This is a genomic window from Herbaspirillum lusitanum (genome assembly GCF_046025995.1).
Lineage (GTDB): Bacteria > Pseudomonadota > Gammaproteobacteria > Burkholderiales > Burkholderiaceae_D > Herbaspirillum > Herbaspirillum lusitanum_A.
Genome location: NZ_JAQQFM010000011.1, coordinates 102,908 through 120,987, shown reverse-complemented (window position 1 = coordinate 120,987; position 18,080 = coordinate 102,908). Strand labels below are relative to the sequence as shown.

12 protein-coding genes are annotated in these 18,080 nt (G+C 61.8%); 8 read left to right on the top strand and 4 right to left on the bottom strand.

What is annotated here, in order from left to right:
- Window positions 1-11 precede the first annotated feature (11 nt).
- The 3 genes from PQR62_RS22175 (at window position 12) to PQR62_RS22165 (ending at window position 7,763) form a co-directional block, all read left to right on the top strand.
- Window positions 12-5,642: a hybrid sensor histidine kinase/response regulator gene (locus PQR62_RS22175; protein WP_408160217.1), complete on the top strand. Its 5,631-nt coding sequence runs from the start codon at window positions 12-14 to the stop codon at window positions 5,640-5,642.
- Between the two features lie 156 nt (window positions 5,643-5,798).
- Window positions 5,799-6,560 carry a ZIP family metal transporter gene (locus PQR62_RS22170; RefSeq protein ID WP_408160271.1) on the top strand — a complete coding sequence of 254 codons (762 nt, stop codon included), beginning with the start codon at window positions 5,799-5,801 and terminating at the stop codon, window positions 6,558-6,560.
- 297 nt (window positions 6,561-6,857) lie between these two features.
- A complete protein-coding gene (locus PQR62_RS22165; protein ID WP_408160270.1) occupies window positions 6,858-7,763 on the top strand; it encodes a LysR family transcriptional regulator in 906 nt (301 codons plus the stop codon).
- Window positions 7,764-7,894: 131 nt separating this feature from the next.
- Here PQR62_RS22165 and PQR62_RS22160 read toward each other — a convergent pair whose 3' ends face one another.
- The 3 genes from PQR62_RS22160 to PQR62_RS22150 all read right to left on the bottom strand — a co-directional run bounded on the left by PQR62_RS22160 (window position 7,895) and on the right by PQR62_RS22150 (window position 11,119).
- Window positions 7,895-8,755 carry a sulfurtransferase gene (locus PQR62_RS22160; protein ID WP_408160216.1) on the bottom strand — a complete coding sequence of 287 codons (861 nt, stop codon included), beginning with the start codon at window positions 8,753-8,755 and terminating at the stop codon, window positions 7,895-7,897.
- 13 nt (window positions 8,756-8,768) lie between these two features.
- Window positions 8,769-9,683, bottom strand: coding sequence for a DMT family transporter (locus PQR62_RS22155; RefSeq protein WP_408160215.1), 915 nt, complete (start codon window positions 9,681-9,683; stop codon window positions 8,769-8,771).
- A gap of 326 nt (window positions 9,684-10,009) precedes the next feature.
- The gene (locus PQR62_RS22150; RefSeq protein ID WP_408160214.1) at window positions 10,010-11,119 is read right to left on the bottom strand and encodes an aromatic ring-hydroxylating oxygenase subunit alpha; all 1,110 of its coding nucleotides are present in this window, start codon (window positions 11,117-11,119) and stop codon (window positions 10,010-10,012) included.
- 286 nt (window positions 11,120-11,405) lie between these two features.
- On the opposite strand from PQR62_RS22150, the gene PQR62_RS22145 reads away from it, so the two are divergent.
- The 3 genes from PQR62_RS22145 to dxs all read left to right on the top strand — a co-directional run bounded on the left by PQR62_RS22145 (window position 11,406) and on the right by dxs (window position 14,558).
- On the top strand, window positions 11,406-11,669 hold the full coding sequence (locus PQR62_RS22145; RefSeq protein ID WP_408160213.1) for an exodeoxyribonuclease VII small subunit: 264 nt from the start codon (window positions 11,406-11,408) through the stop codon (window positions 11,667-11,669).
- Window positions 11,669-12,598, top strand: a complete 930-nt coding sequence (locus PQR62_RS22140) for a polyprenyl synthetase family protein (RefSeq protein WP_408160212.1) — start codon at window positions 11,669-11,671, stop codon at window positions 12,596-12,598. The genes PQR62_RS22145 and PQR62_RS22140 overlap by 1 nt, the downstream gene beginning before the upstream one ends.
- 94 nt (window positions 12,599-12,692) lie before the next feature.
- Window positions 12,693-14,558 (top strand): 1-deoxy-D-xylulose-5-phosphate synthase, encoded by a 1,866-nt coding sequence (gene dxs, locus PQR62_RS22135; protein ID WP_408160211.1) that lies wholly within the window; start codon window positions 12,693-12,695, stop codon window positions 14,556-14,558.
- A 95-nt stretch (window positions 14,559-14,653) separates the two neighbouring features.
- Here the strand turns inward: dxs and PQR62_RS22130 are convergent, their stop codons facing one another.
- Window positions 14,654-15,214, bottom strand: a complete 561-nt coding sequence (locus PQR62_RS22130) for a cob(I)yrinic acid a,c-diamide adenosyltransferase (RefSeq protein ID WP_408160210.1) — start codon at window positions 15,212-15,214, stop codon at window positions 14,654-14,656.
- Between the two features lie 368 nt (window positions 15,215-15,582).
- Here PQR62_RS22130 and PQR62_RS22125 point away from each other — a divergent pair, with 368 nt between their 5' ends.
- Complete coding sequence (locus tag PQR62_RS22125) at window positions 15,583-16,992, top strand: FAD-binding oxidoreductase (RefSeq protein WP_408160209.1); 1,410 nt, start codon at window positions 15,583-15,585, stop codon at window positions 16,990-16,992.
- A 178-nt stretch (window positions 16,993-17,170) separates the two neighbouring features.
- On the top strand, window positions 17,171-18,061 hold the full coding sequence (locus PQR62_RS22120; protein ID WP_408160208.1) for a LysR substrate-binding domain-containing protein: 891 nt from the start codon (window positions 17,171-17,173) through the stop codon (window positions 18,059-18,061).
- Window positions 18,062-18,080 lie beyond the last annotated feature (19 nt).

The following is an 18,080-nucleotide window of genomic DNA, read 5'->3' as shown; positions in this document are numbered from 1 at the left end:
TGGAACCTGCAATGACCCGCACCACCACCGACGCCACAAGCAATGAGCCGCGCGGCAATGCGCGTGCATCCTCCCATTCCGGAAACGCCGGCGACGCAAGCAAAGTGGCGGTCAAACATTCGAGCGCGGCATCTTCCCGGACTGCGGTCGATGATGCCTTGCTGATCCTGCATCCAGCTCTGTCTGCGTTGTATTCCCATTTGCGAGATCGCAGCGAGCAGTTGATGGCCGCCGCTGCCGAGCAGGGCGAAGCTGCAGATCAAGTCCAGCGCTCCGCCTGGCGCAAGCTCTGCGCCGAATTGGCACAAGCCTGCGCCGCCTTGCAGATCGCCGGCGCCCATGCCGAGCACAAGGTACTGGCTTGTGTAACGCAAGCCTTGCACAGCACAGACCTGCCGCTTGAACCTGCTGAACCGGATGCTCGGTTTGCACCGGCAGCGCAGCCGGAGCCGCGCCTGCATCTCTTGCCCATGCTGCTCAGCCTGCTGCACAGCTTGCAGCACATGCTGGACGAGCTGCGTGAAGGGCGGGCGATGAGCGTACTGCAACTGTTTCCGCTGTATCGCAAGATGAAAGACTTGCTGGGCGACGCCGCCCCGCATCCGGCCCAGTTCTTCCCTGAATATCGGGCCGATACGCCGGCCGTAGCATCGCTGCATGGGGCGCGTGGCCCCGCTGAAGTCGCGATTGACCTGAGCGCGCGCCGCCGCGAATTCGAACACGCCTTGCTGCACCATCTGCATGAGCAGAACCGCAGCCTGGCCTTCACCCATCTGCAGATCTTGCGTAGCATCGTCAGTGAAGTTGCGCGCTCGGGGCCGGTGCATGCAGATCCTGCGCTGGCACAGATGTGGACGCTGCTGGCAGGCTGTCTGCACGGTATCGCGGATGCTGACTTCTTCATCGACCTGTATGCCAAACAATTACTCGGTAATGTGAACCGGCAACTGCGCAAGCTGGTGCAGAACGAAGCGGTCGCGGATCAAAAGCTGGTGCGTGAAGCGCGCTTTCTGCTGGAGATGTATGCAGGTGATGGCGCACATTTGCATCTGTCTGAAGCGGATCGTCAGCAATATCTGCACCATGTCAGAGCCGTGCCCGAGATGCGTACGCTTCAGGATGCCGGTGCGGCGGGGGGGGCTGTCGTCATCCGGCAGGGTTTGCTGATACAGACCCTGCAGCAACTCATGCAGGTACAGGATGCCTGGATCCGCCTGCCCGGCGCCGATGCCGATCACTCCACCGCCTATGAGCAAGACATGGCGCGGCTTACCGAGTGCGGGATTCAGTTGGGACTCATGCCCTTGTCCGAATTATTGACGGCACTCGACTCGATGACGCCGGAACTCGCGCAGGCCGCGCACCGCACCGAGGTGAGTCTGCAATTCGGTTATTGCCTGTTGTTCATCGAGCATTGTCTGAATCGTTTGGATACCTTCGGCGACCTGCAGGCTGAGCAGCTGTCGGTCGAAGTGAATCAGATGGTGCAGCAACTGATCTCGGTCTTGTTCGGTGCCGAGCGTGCCTGTCCGCCCCGCAGCCTTGAACAGCACGTGGCTGACAGCAGCCGGCACGATGCCGAGCGCGTTGCGGCGGAACAGGCCTTGTCCGTGCTTGATGCCGTCCAGCAAAAACTGGACGGACACTGGAGCGACATGCCTGCCCCGGCGAATGCTGTCGCCGCTGATGAGCAAAACAGCGGCGCCACGCTGTATGGCGCCAGCGCGCATTCATTGAGGCAGATCGCCGCCGTGCTGGAGGTCGCCGCGCTGCATCCGGCCTGGAAGCTGGCACAGCAGATACAGCAGGCCTTGCAGCGTTTGCAGGAACTCGGCAGCGAGCAAGCGGCAGAAAATAAGGCCAAGCTGACATCGCTGCGGCCAACCTTGATACGCGATCTGCTCCTGCTGGAACGCAGCCTGGTGCGATGGCAACGCAATCCTGCGAGCGCAGGTGTGCGTTGCTTCGATGCTGCCGCCTACGCCGTGGCGTCGCCGGGGCCGAAGTCGGTTACACAGGTGCTCTCGCCAACGCAGGCCGCTGAAACGAATCAAGCAGACCAAGCAGACCAAGCAGATCAAGTCCATCTTGAGGATGAGGCAAACCATCCAGACGTCTTTGCCTTCACTGACGAGCCTGAAGCCGCAAGCACAGAACCTGAGCAAACCATTGCGGCCGAAGAGGTCGATTTCGAATTGCTGGATGTGTTCCTGATCGAGGCTGACGAGATTCTCGGCCAGATGAATGCGGTGCTGGACCAGCTGCATGCTCTGGCCGCAGGCGACGGCATGCCGCTGATCAAAGAGCTGCGCCGTCAATTTCATACGCTCAAAGGCAGCGGCCGCATGGTCGGATTGAATGCGCTGGGCAGCGCCGCTGCCGCAGTGGAGCGTGTGCTGAATCAGCGACTCGGCGACAGCCGCAAGCCTGAGCCCGAACTGCTTGCGCTGCTGGATCTGGCGGCGGCGCGCATGCAGGCCTGGGTCAAGGATCTGCACCAGCAGAAATTCGGCACCTGCGATCCGAAAGCCTTGGTTGCGGTAGCAGAGGGATTGCTTGGCGCGACGCGCGATGAAGAAGCCGAGGGCTTCTCGCCAATGGACGCGCCTGCGCTTGCCGGCGGCACAAAGGCTGCCGAGGTAGATGAGTCTGAGCCCATCGCCGGCGCGAAGGAACAATCCGGCCACGATCCTGTAGCCGATAAGGAAACTGAACTCGCGGCCGAGTCGCCTGCCATCAACCTGTTGCAGATAGGCGAGCTGCAACTGCCGCGTGTGCTGTTCGAGATCTACACCGAAGAGGCCACGCGCCTGTTGCAGAGTCTGTGGCAAAGCTTTTCGGCCTGGCGCGCAGCAGGGGCATCGCCCGAGCTGCCGGACGCCATGTGGCGCACCGTGCACACGCTCAAGAGCAATGCTGCAGCAGTGCGTCTGCTGCCCGTGCTGAAGATCGTGGAAAGGCTGAATCTGCTGCTGCATCAACTGCAGCGGCAACCGCGTCAGTTGACGACTGTGCAGCTCGATGTTCTGTCCGACGCCATTCAGGCGACGCGGCAAATGTTGCAGCAGTTTTCAGCGGCGCAAATGCCGGCCGTGCGTCAGGATATGGCGCAGGCGCTGGACGATTTGATCCTCGGCCTGAGTAAGGTGGCGGACGCCGAGGATGCTGTCACCAATGCCGCTGCAGACGCGCCCGCACACGGCAGTGCGGATGATCCGGCTGCCGCTATCCCCGGCGTCACTGACGATATCGTCGATGACATCGATGGGGAGCTGTTGCCGGTGTTCCTGGAAGAAGGGCGCGATCTGTTCCCTCCCATCGGCGAAGCGCTGCAGAAGTTGCGGGCAACACCCGGCGACAAGACCTTGATCGCTTCCATGCTGCGTCCGCTGCACACGGTCAAGGGCAGTGCCCGCATGGCCGGGGCGATGCGGCTGGGGCAACAGATGCATGAGCTGGAAAGCCGTATCGAAGCGCTGGAACGCAGCGCGAGCGGAGTCGCCGCCAGCGTTGAAGAGATCGACGCCTTGCTGGCGCACTACGATGCCGGCTTGCACATGTTCGAACGCTTGCAGAGTCCGGCGGCGGGCGCCGGTATTGATAGCAGGACCGCAGCCGCCGCTTCGCCGGCCGCAGCGCCTGTCGCGCAGTCCAATGCCGGCGACACGGGCGGGACTCAGGTGAAGGCGCCGACCTCGCTCTTCTCCAGCATCACCAGCAGTGAAACGCGCCGCAGCCGCAATCGCGGCGATGAGGCACATGCCGGGCGGCCCGACGCCGATATCAAAACCCCGGTGCCGCTGGTGCGGATTCGCGCCAGTGTGCTGGATCAGTTGCTGAATCAGGCCGGCGAAATTTCCATCTCGCGTTCGCATCTGGAAACTGAAACCGAGCTGCTGCGCCAATGCGCGGCCGAATTGGCTGACAACATCTCCAAGCTGAGCACGCAGATGCGCGAGGTCGAGATTCAGGCCGAGATCCGCATCGCCGCCTCGGATCGTTCGCAGCTCGACAGCACCCAGTTCGATCCGCTGGAGCTGGATCGTTTCACGCATCTGCAGGAACTGACGCGCATGATGGCCGAGAGTCTGAACGACGCCTTGTCGCTGCAGAAGACCTTGATCGGCGCGGTCGATAAAACCCAGAGCGGCCTGACGCGTCAGGCGCGTCTTACACGCGATCTGCAGCGTGAACTGATGCACGCGCGCATGGTGCAGTTCAACAGTCTGGAAGAGCGTCTGCACCGGCTGGTGCGGCAAATGGCCAAGGAGACCGGGAAGGAGCTGGAGCTGGAAGTGATCGGTTCCGGTGTTGAACTGGATCGCAGCATTCTGGAAAAAATGATAGGCCCTTTCGAGCATCTGCTGCGCAACTCGGCGGTACACGGCATCGAGAGCGTCGATCAGCGCGTGCGCGCCGGCAAACCGGTATCCGGCCGCCTGCGCTTGCAGGTCCGGCAAGAGGGCAACGAAGTCATGATGCGCATGTCGGACGACGGCCAGGGACTGGATTTGCCGCGCATTCGTGCCAAGGCAATACAGCAAAAGCTGCTGGCGGCGGATCAGCAGATCGGCGATGCGCAATTGATGGACGTCATTTTCGAACCGGGCTTTTCCACCAGCGGCGACGTCACTGCGCTGGCCGGGCGCGGCGTCGGCATGGATGTGGTGCGCTCGGAAGTGACCGCACTCGGCGGTCGTATCTCCATCGATTCGCAAGCCGGGCAGGGTACCCGTTTCACCATGCATCTGCCGCTGACGCTGGCGGTGACGCAGGTCACTTTGCTCAGCCTGGGGCGGCAGATTTACGCGATTCCCACGGTGCTGGTCGAAAAGGTGCTGCAACTGCGCGACGCCGCGCTGGAGCAGGCGTTGCAGAACAACGTGGTGGAGCACAAGGGCCGCAAGGTCTCGCTGCATGAATTGTCGGGTTTGCTGGGCGAGGCCGACATCGGCCTGGCGCGCGAGCAGTCGCTGCCGGTGATCTTCGTCAAGAGCGGCAACGATCTGGTGGCCATCATGGCCGATCGCGTGATCGGCAATCGCGAAGTGGTGACCAAGCACATCGGGCCGCAGTTGTCGCACATGGTCGGCATCGTCGGCGCCACCATTCTCGGCGGCGGCGAGATCGTACTGATCCTCAACCCGGTGTTGCTGGCGCAGCGCAACGGCTATCGCGAAGCGCTGCTGCGGCCGCGTGCACCGGTGGTGGCCGATCAGCGCAAGCTGGTGATGGTGGTGGACGACTCGCTGACGGTGCGCAAGGTGACCCAGCGCCTGCTGCAGCGTGCCGGGTATCGCGTGCTGCTGGCCAGCGATGGACTGGACGCGGTGCAGCAGTTGCAGCAGGTGGTGCCCGACATCTTCCTGGTGGATATCGAAATGCCGCGCATGGATGGCTTTGCGCTGGTGCGCCATTTGCGCGATCACAGCGCCACCGCCGCCTTGCCCATCGTCATGATTACCTCGCGCGCCGCCGCCAAGCATCGCGCGCGCGCCATGGCGCTGGGCGTCAACGAATATCTGGGCAAGCCGTATCAGGATCAGGTCTTGCTGAAGCTGATCCGGCAGTTCACGCAGGATCAGCCCGCCGCGGCGGAACCCGAGGCCGAAGCGCTGAGCCTGCCGGATGAAGGCGAATGAGCCTGATGCTCAGGTGAAGGCAAGATCATCCGGCGCCGACAGCGTAAAATAGCGGGCTTGCCGGGCTGCACCAAGCTGCGCTGCACCGGCCCGGATCAGCAAGCTCGCAAACGCCCGCATCAGCCGAGGTCAAAAATTAACTCCACGCTCGTCTCCATTCTATTGGCCACCACGGTCGCCGGCGTCATCAGCATCACCGCTGCCGCCATATTCTCCTTTGCGCTCCTGTCGCGCATGGTGGAGCGCCTGGTCAGCCTGTCGGTCGGCATCATGCTCTCGACGTCGCTGCTGCATGCGTTGCCGGAGGCTTTCGAATCCGACGCCGATTCGCATACCCTGTTCGCGACCTTGCTGGGCGGCCTGCTGGCTTTCTTCCTGCTGGAAAAAATGGCGATCCTGCGTCATTCGCATCACCACGAGGAAGACGGCCACGGCCATCATCACGGGCATGACAAGAAAGAAGCGGGCAAGGCCGGATGGATGATTCTGGTCGGCGACGGCCTGCACAATTTCACCGATGGCATTCTGATTGCTGCGGCCTTTCTGGCTGATCCGCATCTCGGTCTGGTGACCGGCCTGGCCATCATCGCGCATGAGATTCCGCAAGAGATCGGCGACTTCATCGTGCTGCTCAATGCCGGTTTCTCACGCACCCGCGCCTACGTCTACAACCTGATCTGCAGCCTGATGGCGGTGCTGGGCGGCTTGCTCGGTTACCTGATGCTGGAGCGCGGCATGCAGTGGATTCCCTATGTGCTGGTGTTCGCCTCGTCCGGCTTCATCTACATCGCCGTCAGCGATCTGATGCCGCAGATGCAGCGCCGCGCAAGCTGGCGTGAGACCGTGCCGCAGGTGATTCTGATCGGCGCCGGCGTGGCGATCGTGCTGTTTCTGACGCGTCACGCACATGCGCATTAACTCTGGCTGGAGTCTCAGCGGCGCCGGTTTCCGGATCTCTTCGTATCATGACGGCGCGGCCGGATCGGACGGCACATCAGTTTGACGGCGACGCTGATCACCATTCCCAGCAGACCCAGCAATACCAGTATCGATTCAGACACAATGCTTCCCCTTGAGCGATGAACTTGCAGCAGCTGCAAGCGAGGCCGGCGCACATGATGCGCACGGCGTTGCGGCGAGAGGGACTGTAAGGCTGAAGCGCCAGGCCGCGCCAATATCAAATACGGTCGCGCTCTATCTCGAAACGGCATGACGATGATTTCAATCCGGCAGCTCAGATACTTTGTGGAAATCGTGGCGGCGGGCAGTTACACGCGCGCCGCCGAGCGGCTGTATGTCGCGCAATCGGCCTTGAGTCGCCAGATCAAGGAGCTGGAAGCCGACATGGATGTGCTGCTGTTGCGGCGCGATGCGAAGCAGATCGAGTTGACTCTGGCCGGGCAGGACTTCTACGACAAGGCGCGCAAGATCCTGGACGACATCGAACAGGCGGTCGGCCAGGCGCGGCAGATTGCGGTGGGCGGCAGCGGCGTGATAAGGCTGTTGCATTCGACCTCGGTGCCCTTGACGCCGCCGCTCGGGCCGGGACTGAATCTGGCGCTGCAGGGTTTTCCGGGCGTATCGCTGGAGATTTCGCAGGCCTCCTCGGAACATCAGGCGCAGGAAATCGAAGAGGGGCGCGCCGATCTCGGTCTGGCCCGTCTGCCGGTGCTGCGTACGCACGCGCACGTGGAAATGCTGGAGCTGTACAGCGAACAAATGGTGGTGGCCTTGCCGCAGCAGCATCCGCTGGCGCGCCGACGGGGCCTGGCCCTGGCCGAGTTGCGCGAACAGCGGTTTGTTTCGCTGCCGCACAAGGCGCGCGGCGGCCTCAGCTATCTGGTGGCGCAGCAATGCATCGCCAGCGGTTTCTTCCCGGTAGCGGCGCGCGCGACCTCGCGCAAGGCTTCGTTGCTGAGTCTGGTGAGCGCGGGTTTCGGCATCGCCATCGTACCGCGCAGCATGCGTGAGATTTCGGTATCGGGCGTGCTGTTCGTGCCGCTCAAGGATGAGGATTTCTGTTCGCCGGTGGCATTGATGTATCGCCGTGACGCGCCGGCGCTGGTGGCGAAATTCGTCGCGGCTTTTGTGGCGCAGCAGAAGCTTTTTGCCGACGGCTGATTGCTGCCGGAACGATGGTCTGGGTGCCGATGGATATTAAAAACCGGCGCTATTCTGCAAGGAATGGCGCCGGTTTTTTATGACGCAGCGGGCTGCTGGCTGCAGCTCAAGTCACGGCTGATTCTGACAAGTCAGGCGCCGGTCGCTACCGGACGCGATACATCCGAACTCCATTCGCTCCACGATCCCGGATACAGGCTGGCGCCGGCCAGCCCGGCGACTTCCAGCGCCAGCAGATTGTGGCAGGCGGTGACGCCGGAGCCGCACTGCATGATGGCGGCCTGCGGATCGCCAATCACGCTCAGCCATTCTTCACGCAGTTGCGCAGCCGGCTTGAAGCTACCGTCGGCTTGCAGATTGTCCTTGAAGAAGCGATTGCGCGCGCCCGGGATGTGGCCACCGGTGGCGTCCAGGGTTTCGTTCTCGCCGCGGAAGCGATCGGCGGCGCGGGCGTCGACGATGGTCATCTTCTGCGATGTCAGGTTATCCAGCACCGCTTGCACATCGACGGTCTTGGTGATCGAAGTCAGATCCTGAATATTGCCGGGGTGCGGGAGCGCTGCAGGGCTTTCTTTGCTCAGCGGTTCGCCGAGCGCCTGCCAGGCGGCAAGGCCGCCGTCCAGCACCGCCACATCGCTGTGGCCGATCCAGCGCAGCAGCCACCACAGGCGCGCCGCGAACATGCCGCCGTGCGCATCGTAGGCGACCACCTGGGTGTCGTTGTTGATGCCGAGATGGCGCATCGCGTTGACGAAACTCTGGCGATCCGGCAAGGGATGGCGGCCGTGAAAGCGGCCGTCAGGCGTGGTCTTGGCGCCCGACAGTATCTGATCCAGATGGGCGAAGTGCGCTTGCGGAATATGGCCTTCGGCATAGGCATTGCTGCCGGCCTCGGGATTGGTCAGATCGTGACGGCAATCGACCACCACCAGATTCAGGTATTGCGCGCGGGCCTTCAGTTCTGTTGCGGAAATCAGGGTGTTGTAGATCATGGATCGTTTCTCCTTAGACTTCGGTGGCGATCGGGTCGACCGCCGGTACGTTCTTGGCTGTTTTCTGCGAACGCTGATTGTAAAAAGTGGCCACTATGCCGCTGGCGAGGATGATAGCAAGTCCGGTCCAGCCGACCCAGCCCGGCGCGTCGCTCCAGATCAGCACGCCCCACACGCTGGAAAACACGATCCCGGTGTATTGCAGATTGGCGGTCACCAGCGTGTTGCCGAGACGGTAGGCGCGCGTCATGGCCATCTGCGCCAGCGTGGCGGTGAGACCGACCGTGAATACCAGCGCCAGTCCGGTCGGCGTGTGCGCATGCAGCAGCGGTATTTCGCTGACCGCCACGTTGCCCAGCAGACCGGCCACTACGCCGGTCAGGGAAAAATAAAATACCACGCGATATTCAGGCTCGCCCAGCAGGCCGAGTTTGCGCACCTGCAAATACACCAGCGCGGACAGCACGCCGGAGGACAGCGCAATCGCACCGCCCAGCAACTGGTCGCCATTCAGCGAAGGCCGCATCAGCATGGCGACGCCGATGAAGCTCAGCACCACGGTGCCGGCCAGGCCCCACTCAAAGCGCTTGCCGCCCTTCCACCAGCCGGTGAGAAACAGGATGACCGCAATCCAGATCGAGGACATGTAGTTGAGCGCCGTGGCGGTGGCGACCGGCAGCAGCGAGAAGGAGTAGAACCACATCCACAATGCGGTGACCCCGAAAAAGCCGCGAATCAGGTGATCTTTGGGGAAGGGGGTGCGCAAGCTGCCGCCCTTGATCCGAACCAGGCAAATGATGAAGAAGCAGCCGACCAGGCCCCGGCACAATACGATCTCGGCGGTGGTGTAGTAGTTTCCGGCCAGTTTGGCGCAGACGCCCATGATGGAAAAAAGAAACGAGGCGACGAGCATCCAGAGCGATTGCATGGCGTGAAGATAAGTAAAAGTGGGCGGGATAAGTGCTGCGTATTATTTTTATAAGCGACGCGGACGATGCTGGCAGACCGCGCCAGGGTAAATTGATCAGCGGAATGGCCTGAGCCACGCAAGCGACCACAAAACAAAACGGCGCCGGATCAAAGCACAACAAAGCAAAAGCACAGCGGCAAACACATAAAGCAAAAACGGCAGTGCCCGGCTTGGACTGTCAAGCCGGGCACTGCCGTTTCAGATCAAGTCGGGCGATGCAATTTTTGCAACATTTTGGCCGTCGCCCAACTTCGGTTCGGACTGGGCGGGATATGGCGTGCCCATCACCGGGCCGGCACTTCGATACGTGAGCGATACCATTCATGGAAATGCTGCATGCCGTCTTCCATCGGCGACTGATACGGGCCGACTTCGCTGGTGCCGCGTTGCATCAGGATGCGACGGCCGGCGTCCATGCGCAGCGCGATCTCGTCGTCCTCGACACAGGTTTCCATGTAAGCGGCGCGCTCGGCTTCCACCATTTCGCGTTCGAACAGGGCAATTTCCTCCGGGTAATAAAACTCGACCACGTTGGTGGTTTTCTGCGGGCCGCTCGGCCACAGCGTCGATACCACCAGCACGTGCGGATACCACTCGACCATGATGTTGGGATAGAGGGTGAGCCAGATCGCGCCGTATTTCGGCGGCTTGCCGTTGTTGAACTGCAGCAGTTTTTCCTGCCATTTGCGATAGGTGGGCGAGCCGGACTTAGCCAGGCCGTGGTTTACGCCCACGGTCTGCACGCTGTAGTCCTTGCCGAATTCCCAGCTCAGATCCTCGCAGCTGACGAAGTTGCCCAGGCCCGGATGGAAAGGCTCGACGTGATAGTCCTCCAGATAAACCTCGATGAAGGTCTTCCAGTTGTAGTCGCATTCATGGACTTCGACGTGGTCGAACAGGTAGCCCGAGAAATCCAGGTCCTTGGCCACGCCCAGTTGCCGCAGCTTGTCGGCCACATCGACGCCATTGGCTTCGAACAGCAGGCCGTTCCAGTTCTGCAGCGGCGTCGTGGACAGGTTGAGGCACGGCGTTTCGCCGAAATGCGGCGCGCCGATGAGTTCACCCTTCAGGTCGTAGGTCCAGCGATGCAGAGGACAGACGATGTTGCGCGCGTTGCCGCGGCCGTCAAGCATCTTGGCCTGGCGATGGCGGCAGACATTGGAGACGAGCTCTATGCCTTGCGCATTGCGCACCAGCATGCGGCCTTCGTTTTCCCACGCCAGCGTCGCATAGTCGCCGGTTTCGGGCACCATCAGCTCATGCCCGGCGTAGCGCGGACCCTGAAGGTAGAGCTGCTGGATTTCCCGCTGAAACAGCGGGTCGTCAAAGTAGACGCTGACAGGTAGTTGCGCGTTTGATCGCGCCAGTTTGGCAAAAGTAGCAAGATCGGACATTTCCGCCCCCAAATTAATTCGCACCAACCTAAGAGAGAAAATCCGTAAAAACCTGTGTTCAAATAATATGAAGAGGAAATTTCGGACAGAACGCGAGATTATGCCATAAAGCCCCTGGAACGGGGCTGAGGTGGGGCCGGGCGGCATGTAAATTCGCCATTAATCCGGCATAAATACCTCATATTACGAAGCATTTAAGCGCAGAATCGGGCCTCAGCAGGCTTGAGTCGCTGCGAATCCGATGGTTTGATCTAAAATAGCGGGTTAGTTTTCCAAATTTATCGATATGCCAAAAATTTCCGCGAAATCCGCGACAGAGACCGCGCCCGCTTCCTTCGAAGACGCGATGCAGGAGCTGGAGCAACTGGTGGTACAGATGGAAGCCGGAGAGCTGCCGCTGGAAGCCTCGGTTGCCGCCTACAAGCGCGGTTCGGAACTGGTGAAATTCTGCGCGGCCCAGCTGGACAAGGTCGACAGCCAGGTCAAGGTGCTTGAGGGCGACATGCTCAAGCCGTTCAGCGCCGACCAGACTGCCGGCGAGGACGACTGATGAGCGCACGTCTCGGAGCTTCGCTGTCGTTTCTGGACTGGATGCAGGGCGTGCAGACCGCCATGGAGCAGGTGCTGGATCGCTTCCTGCCGACGCTTACCCAGGTGCCGGCCAAGCTGCATGAAGCCATGCGCTATACCGCGCTGGACGGCGGCAAGCGCGTGCGCCCGCTGCTGGTGTTCGCCGCCGGCGATCTGTTCGACACGCCGCTGCCGCTGCTGGAACGCGCCGCCGCCGCCCTCGAAATGATCCACGTCTATTCGCTGGTGCATGACGACATGCCGTGCATGGACGACGATGCCCTGCGTCGCGGCAAGCCGACCGTGCATGTGAAATACGATGAGGCCACCGCGCTGCTGGTAGGCGATGCGCTGCAGGCGCAGGCTTTTGCGGTGATGTCGGATGCGGTCGGTTTGAGCGAGCTTGATGCCGTAGCCACCATGCAGCGTCAGCTGGGCATGGTGCAATTGCTGGCGCAGGCCGCCGGTTCGGCCGGCATGTGCGGCGGTCAGGCGATCGATCTGGCCAGCGTCGGCATGACCTTGTCGCTGGCCGAACTGGAACAGATGCATAGGCTCAAGACCGGCGCCTTGCTGCGCGCCTCTGTAATGCTGGGGGCGATGGGCGGCAAGACGCTTACGGCGGCGGAAAGCGCGGCTTTGGACGAATATGCAGGCGCAGTCGGGCTGGCGTTTCAGGTGGTGGATGACATTCTCGACGCCACCGCCGACTCGGCCACGCTGGGCAAGACCGCCGGCAAGGATGCGGCAGACAACAAGCCGACTTATGTTTCGATACTCGGCCTGGGCGAATCGCAGGCGCTGGCTGAAAAGCTGCGCGGCAATGCGCACCAGGCGCTTGCGCCCTTTGGCGACAAGGCGCGCCGCCTGCGTGAACTGGCGGACCTGATCGTGCAGCGCAAGGCATGAGGATGCAAAAGATGGTCCGGAAAATATAAAAGCAACATGAACACGGACGATCCGGCGCAAGCCTTCAGACCCAATTAAACGGTAACAGACCAGTATGCTTCTCAAGACCATAAACAAACCGTCCGACCTGCGGCAACTGTCGCGCCTCCAACTCAAGCCGCTGGCTGAAGAGTTGCGCGGTTTTCTGCTCGACTCGGTGTCGCAGACCGGCGGCCACCTGTCCTCCAATCTGGGCACGGTGGAACTGACTATCGCGCTGCATTACGTCTTCAACACACCGGAAGACCGCATCGTCTGGGACGTCGGCCATCAGACCTATCCGCACAAAATCCTGACCGGCCGGCGCGACCGCATGCAGACGCTGCGTCAGCAGGACGGCATTTCCGGCTTCCCGCGTCGCGTCGAGAGTGAATATGACACCTTCGGCACCGCGCACTCGTCGACCTCGATTTCGGCCGCACTCGGCATGGCGCTGGCCGCCAAGACCAAGGGCGAAGACCGCCACGCGATCGCGGTGATCGGCGACGGCGCGATGACGGCCGGCATGGCCTTCGAAGCGCTCAACAACGCCGGCGTGCATGAAGACATCAACCTGCTGGTGATCCTGAACGACAACGATATGTCGATCTCGCCGCCGGTCGGCGCACTCAACCGCTATCTGGCGCGTCTGATGTCGGGGCAGTTCTACGCCAAGGCGCGCAACGTCGGCAAGTCGATGCTGCCGGCGCCGGTGCTGGAGCTGGCCAAGCGTCTGGAAGAGCATGCCAAGGGCATGGTGGTGCCTGCCACCATGTTCGAAGAATTCGGTTTCAACTACATCGGTCCGATCGACGGTCACGACCTCGATTCGCTGATCCCGACGCTGCAGAATCTGAAGAACCTCAAGGGCCCGCAATTCCTGCACGTGGTAACCAAGAAGGGCCAGGGCTACAAGCTGGCCGAGGCCGATCCGGTGCTGTATCACGGCCCCGGCAAGTTCAATCCGCAGGAAGGCATCAAGCCGGCTGCGGCGCCGAGCAAGCCGACCTACACCCAGGTGTTCGGCAACTGGCTGTGCGACATGGCCGCGCAGGACAAGAAGCTGGTCGGCATCACCCCGGCGATGCGCGAAGGCTCGGGCATGGTCGGCTTTGAAAAGAAATTCCCTGATCGTTACTACGACGTCGGCATCGCCGAGCAGCATGCGGTGACCTTCGCCGCCGGCCTCGCTTGTGAAGGCCTCAAGCCGGTGGTGGCGATTTATTCGACCTTCCTGCAACGCGCCTACGATCAGTTGATCCACGACGTCGCCCTGCAGAATCTGGACGTGACCTTCGCGCTGGATCGCGCCGGTCTGGTCGGCGCCGACGGCGCCACGCACGCCGGCAATTACGATCTGGCCTTCCTGCGCTGTATTCCGAACATGGTGGTAATGGCTGCCTCGGATGAAAACGAATGCCGTCAGATGCTGTCGACCGCCTATCAATATCCCGGTCCGGCCGCAGTGCGTTATCCGCGCGGCTCGGGTGTCGGCGCGACCGTGCAGAACGATCTGCAGACGCTGCCGCTGGGCAAGGGCGAGATTCGGCGTGAAGGCAAGGGCGTTGCGATTCTGGCCTTCGGCACCATGCTGGCGCCGGCCTTGGGCGCCGCCGAACAGCTCAATGCCACGGTCGCCAACATGCGCTTCATCAAGCCGCTGGACGTCGAACTGGTGCGCCAGCTGGCCGAGCAGCACGACGCACTGGTAACGGTGGAAGAGGGCTGCATCATGGGCGGCGCCGGCGCCGCCGTGTCGGAAGCGCTGGCCGCTGCCGGCATCGTCAAGCCGGTCTTGCATCTGGGCCTGCCGGATCGCTTTGTCGATCACGGCGATGCCGCGCAACTGCTGGCGCAATGCGGTCTGGATGCGCCCGGCATCGCGGCGTCCATCGTGCAGCGTTTCGGCAAGGACGAGCCGCGTCTGGTGGTGAATAACTGAGTGTGATCTGTTCGCTGCCCAGCGTTTCGCCCCAGTAGAAAAAGCCCGCAAGGATCAACTGTCCTTGCGGGCTTTTTCATGTTGCCGGCGCTGGATCATGCCTCATCGCGCTTGCGGTCCTTCTCCCACAGCACATCGCTGCCGCCTGCTTCGCGGTTCAGCACGCGCGACAGTACAAAGCACAGGTCGGACAGGCGATTCAGATATTGCCGCGCCGGCGGATTCAGGGTTTCTTCCTTGTCCAGCATCACCACGCTGCGTTCGGCGCGCCGGCAGACGGTGCGGCACACATGCGCCAGCGCTGCCGGGCGCGAACCGCCTGGCAGGATGAATTCCTTGAGCGGCGGCAGATCGGCGTTGTAATGCGCCAGCATGCGGTCGAGGCGCAGCACGTGCTGCTCACCCATCATGGTGAAGCCGGGAATGCACAGCTCGCCGCCCAGATCGAACAGATCGTGCTGTATCGTCAGCAACTCTTGGCGCAGACGCTCCGGCAAGACCTCGCACAGCAACACGCCCAGCTGAGAATTGAGCTCGTCGACATCGCCCAGCGCCTGTATGCGCAAACTGTCCTTGCCGACGCGGCTGCCGTCGCCGAGACCGGTGCTGCCGTCGTCGCCGGTGCGGGTCGCGATTTTCGAGAGGCGATTGCCCATGAGATCTCCTTGAAGAATGTTGCTGGTCTGGTCGTGCTCAGGTCGCCGTGCTGGTCGGCATTCATGCCGCACTGCAGTGCGGGCGAAGTCGGCGCATGACACTATTGGTCTGACCAGTTGTAAAATCCCTAAAGCCAGGCCCATGGCGGGAAAGCGCAGAGCATACGCTAAAAAACGGGGTGAAAAATGGCGCAAAACTGCCGTTTTTCAAATTAATTCGCTCCAAAAGAGTAAAATTCATCCACTTTGTAACAGGCGACGGCCAGGCGAAACCCGCTATCAGTGTGCTCCGGAGGGGGCTCAGCGGGGCAGATGCAGACCGCCGGCCTGGTTGTCGCTTTCAACTAAAAAACACAGAGAGACACGAGATGAATCACATCGTTGATGCGCAAAAACTGCGCAAGCCCGTTCCCGAGGCATTGCTGACTTCCCTGCAAGCCCTGTTCGGCAACCGTTTTTCGACCACGCAGGCGATGCGCGAGCATCATGGCCGCGATGAATCCTCCTACGATCCGATGCTGCCGGACGCCGTCGTGTTCGCCCATACCACCGAAGAAGTCGCCGCCTTCCTCAAGCTGTGCAACAGCTACGAAGTGCCTGTGATTCCTTACGGCACCGGCACGTCGCTGGAAGGTCATGTGCTGGCGCTGCAAGGCGGCATCACCATCGATCTGTCGCAGATGAACCAGGTGCTGGCGGTCAACGCCGAAGACCTGACCGCCACCGTGCAGGCCGGCGTCACGCGCAAGCAGCTGAATCTGGACATCAAGGACAGCGGTCTGTTCTTCCCCATCGATCCGGGCGCCGACGCCTCCATCGGCGGTATGGCTTCGACCCGCGCTTCCGGCACCAACGCCGTGCGCTACGGCACCATGCGCGAAAACACGCTGGCGCTGACCGTGGTCACACCCGACGGCAACATCATCAAGACCGGCACCCGCGCCAAGAAATCCTCGGCCGGTTACGATCTGACCCGCGTCTATGTCGGCAGTGAAGGCACGCTCGGCATCGTCACCGAAGTCACGGTGCGGCTGTATCCGCAGCCGGAAGCCGTATCCGCCGCAATCTGTTCTTTCCCGTCCGTGGCCGATGCCGTCAACACCGTGATCCAGGCGATTCAGGTCGGCGTGCCGCTGGCGCGCGTCGAGCTGCTCGATGAAAACGGCGTCAAGGCCATCAACGCCCACGACAAGATGACGCTGCCCGAAAATCCACTGCTGCTGTTTGAATTCCACGGCAGCGAGAACGGCGTCAAGGAGCAGGCCGAAGTCGTGCAGGAACTCGCCAACGACAACAACGCACTCGGCTTCGAATGGGCCACCCGTCCTGAAGATCGCACGCGACTCTGGACCGCACGTCACAACGCTTACTTTGCACTGCTGCAAATGCGTCCCGGCGCGCGCGCGATTTCCACCGATTGCTGCGTGCCGATTTCGCGTCTGGCCGAATGCGTGCTGGAAACCAAGGCCGATTGCGAAGCCAATGGCCTGATCCACGCCATCATTGGCCACGTCGGCGACGGCAATTTCCACGTGCAGATGATGGTCGATCCCAACGATCCGGCCGACGTTGCCCGCGCCGAAGGCGTCAATGCGCGCATGGTGTCGCGCGCCATCGCCATGGACGGCACCTGCACCGGCGAACATGGCGTGGGTTTGCACAAGATGGGATTTCTGGTGGAAGAACACGGCGACGGCGCCATCGATGTGATGCGCGCCATCAAGCATGCGCTGGACCCGAAGAACATCATGAATCCGGGCAAGGTCGTACGCTGGTAGGCGTGTCGGCGTGCTGCATGCAGCGTGTCCGGACATCCGGACGGCGCCTTCCGTTTTTGCTGCCATTGCGGGCCACGCGACAGCGTTGACGCCCGCGATTCGCGCTTCTGCGTTTGCAGTCCAGGTTCAGCTTTAGCCAGGTTTAAGCTCCGTTTCAGTCACATACATAAGAATATTCATGGCAACCCGCCTTCCTCCCGTACACGCCTTGTCCGCATTCGAAGCGGCCGCCCGGCACAATTCCTTCGCCATCGCCGCCGAGGAGCTGTGCATCACTCCTTCGGCGCTGTCGCATCGCATCCGTCTGCTGGAGGAATTCGTCGGCGAACGTCTGTTTCACCGCGACGGTCGTTCCATCGGTCTGTCTGAATTCGGTCGCCGTTATCTCGACGTGGTGCGTTCCGCCTTGCGTACGCTGACCGATTTTCCGATGCCGCATCGCAATGCAGCGGTGCAGCCCAAGGTCAAGATCATGCTGCCGCCGACCTTTGCGCGCCATCTGCTGATGCCGCGCATCGCCGAGTTCACGCAACGGCATCCGGACATCACGGTCGAGCTCTACCTGTCGGTGCCGCTGTACGACCTGAGTTTGTCCGAGAGCGATGTCGAAATCCGCTTCGGCGCCGGCAACTATCCCAACATCATTACCGAGAAGCTGTTCGAAGAACCTGCCTTCGCGGTCGCCAGCCCGGCCTATCTGAAGACCATCGCGCCGCTCAGGACGCCGGCCGATCTGCAGCACGCCAATCTGCTGCGTTCCGCGCTGGAACCGTGGCAGCCGTGGTTCGAAGCCGCCGGTCTGAAAGACTGGGCCGAGCCTGCCACCGGTTTGCGCGTGGACGATCTGGGACTGTTGCTGGAAGCAGTGCGCCACGGTTACGGCGTCGGCCTCACGCGTCAGCATTTCGCCGAAGAGTTGCTGGCGCGCGGCGAGATCGTCGAGCTGTTCGATGTCCGTCTGCGTACCCCGCCGCATGCCTACTACGTCGTCTACGAGCGGCCGGTGCGTGAGCGGCCTGAGGTCGATACCTTCATTACCTGGCTGCAAGGCGCATTCAAGAACATCTGATGCGGCGGCCGTGGCCCTG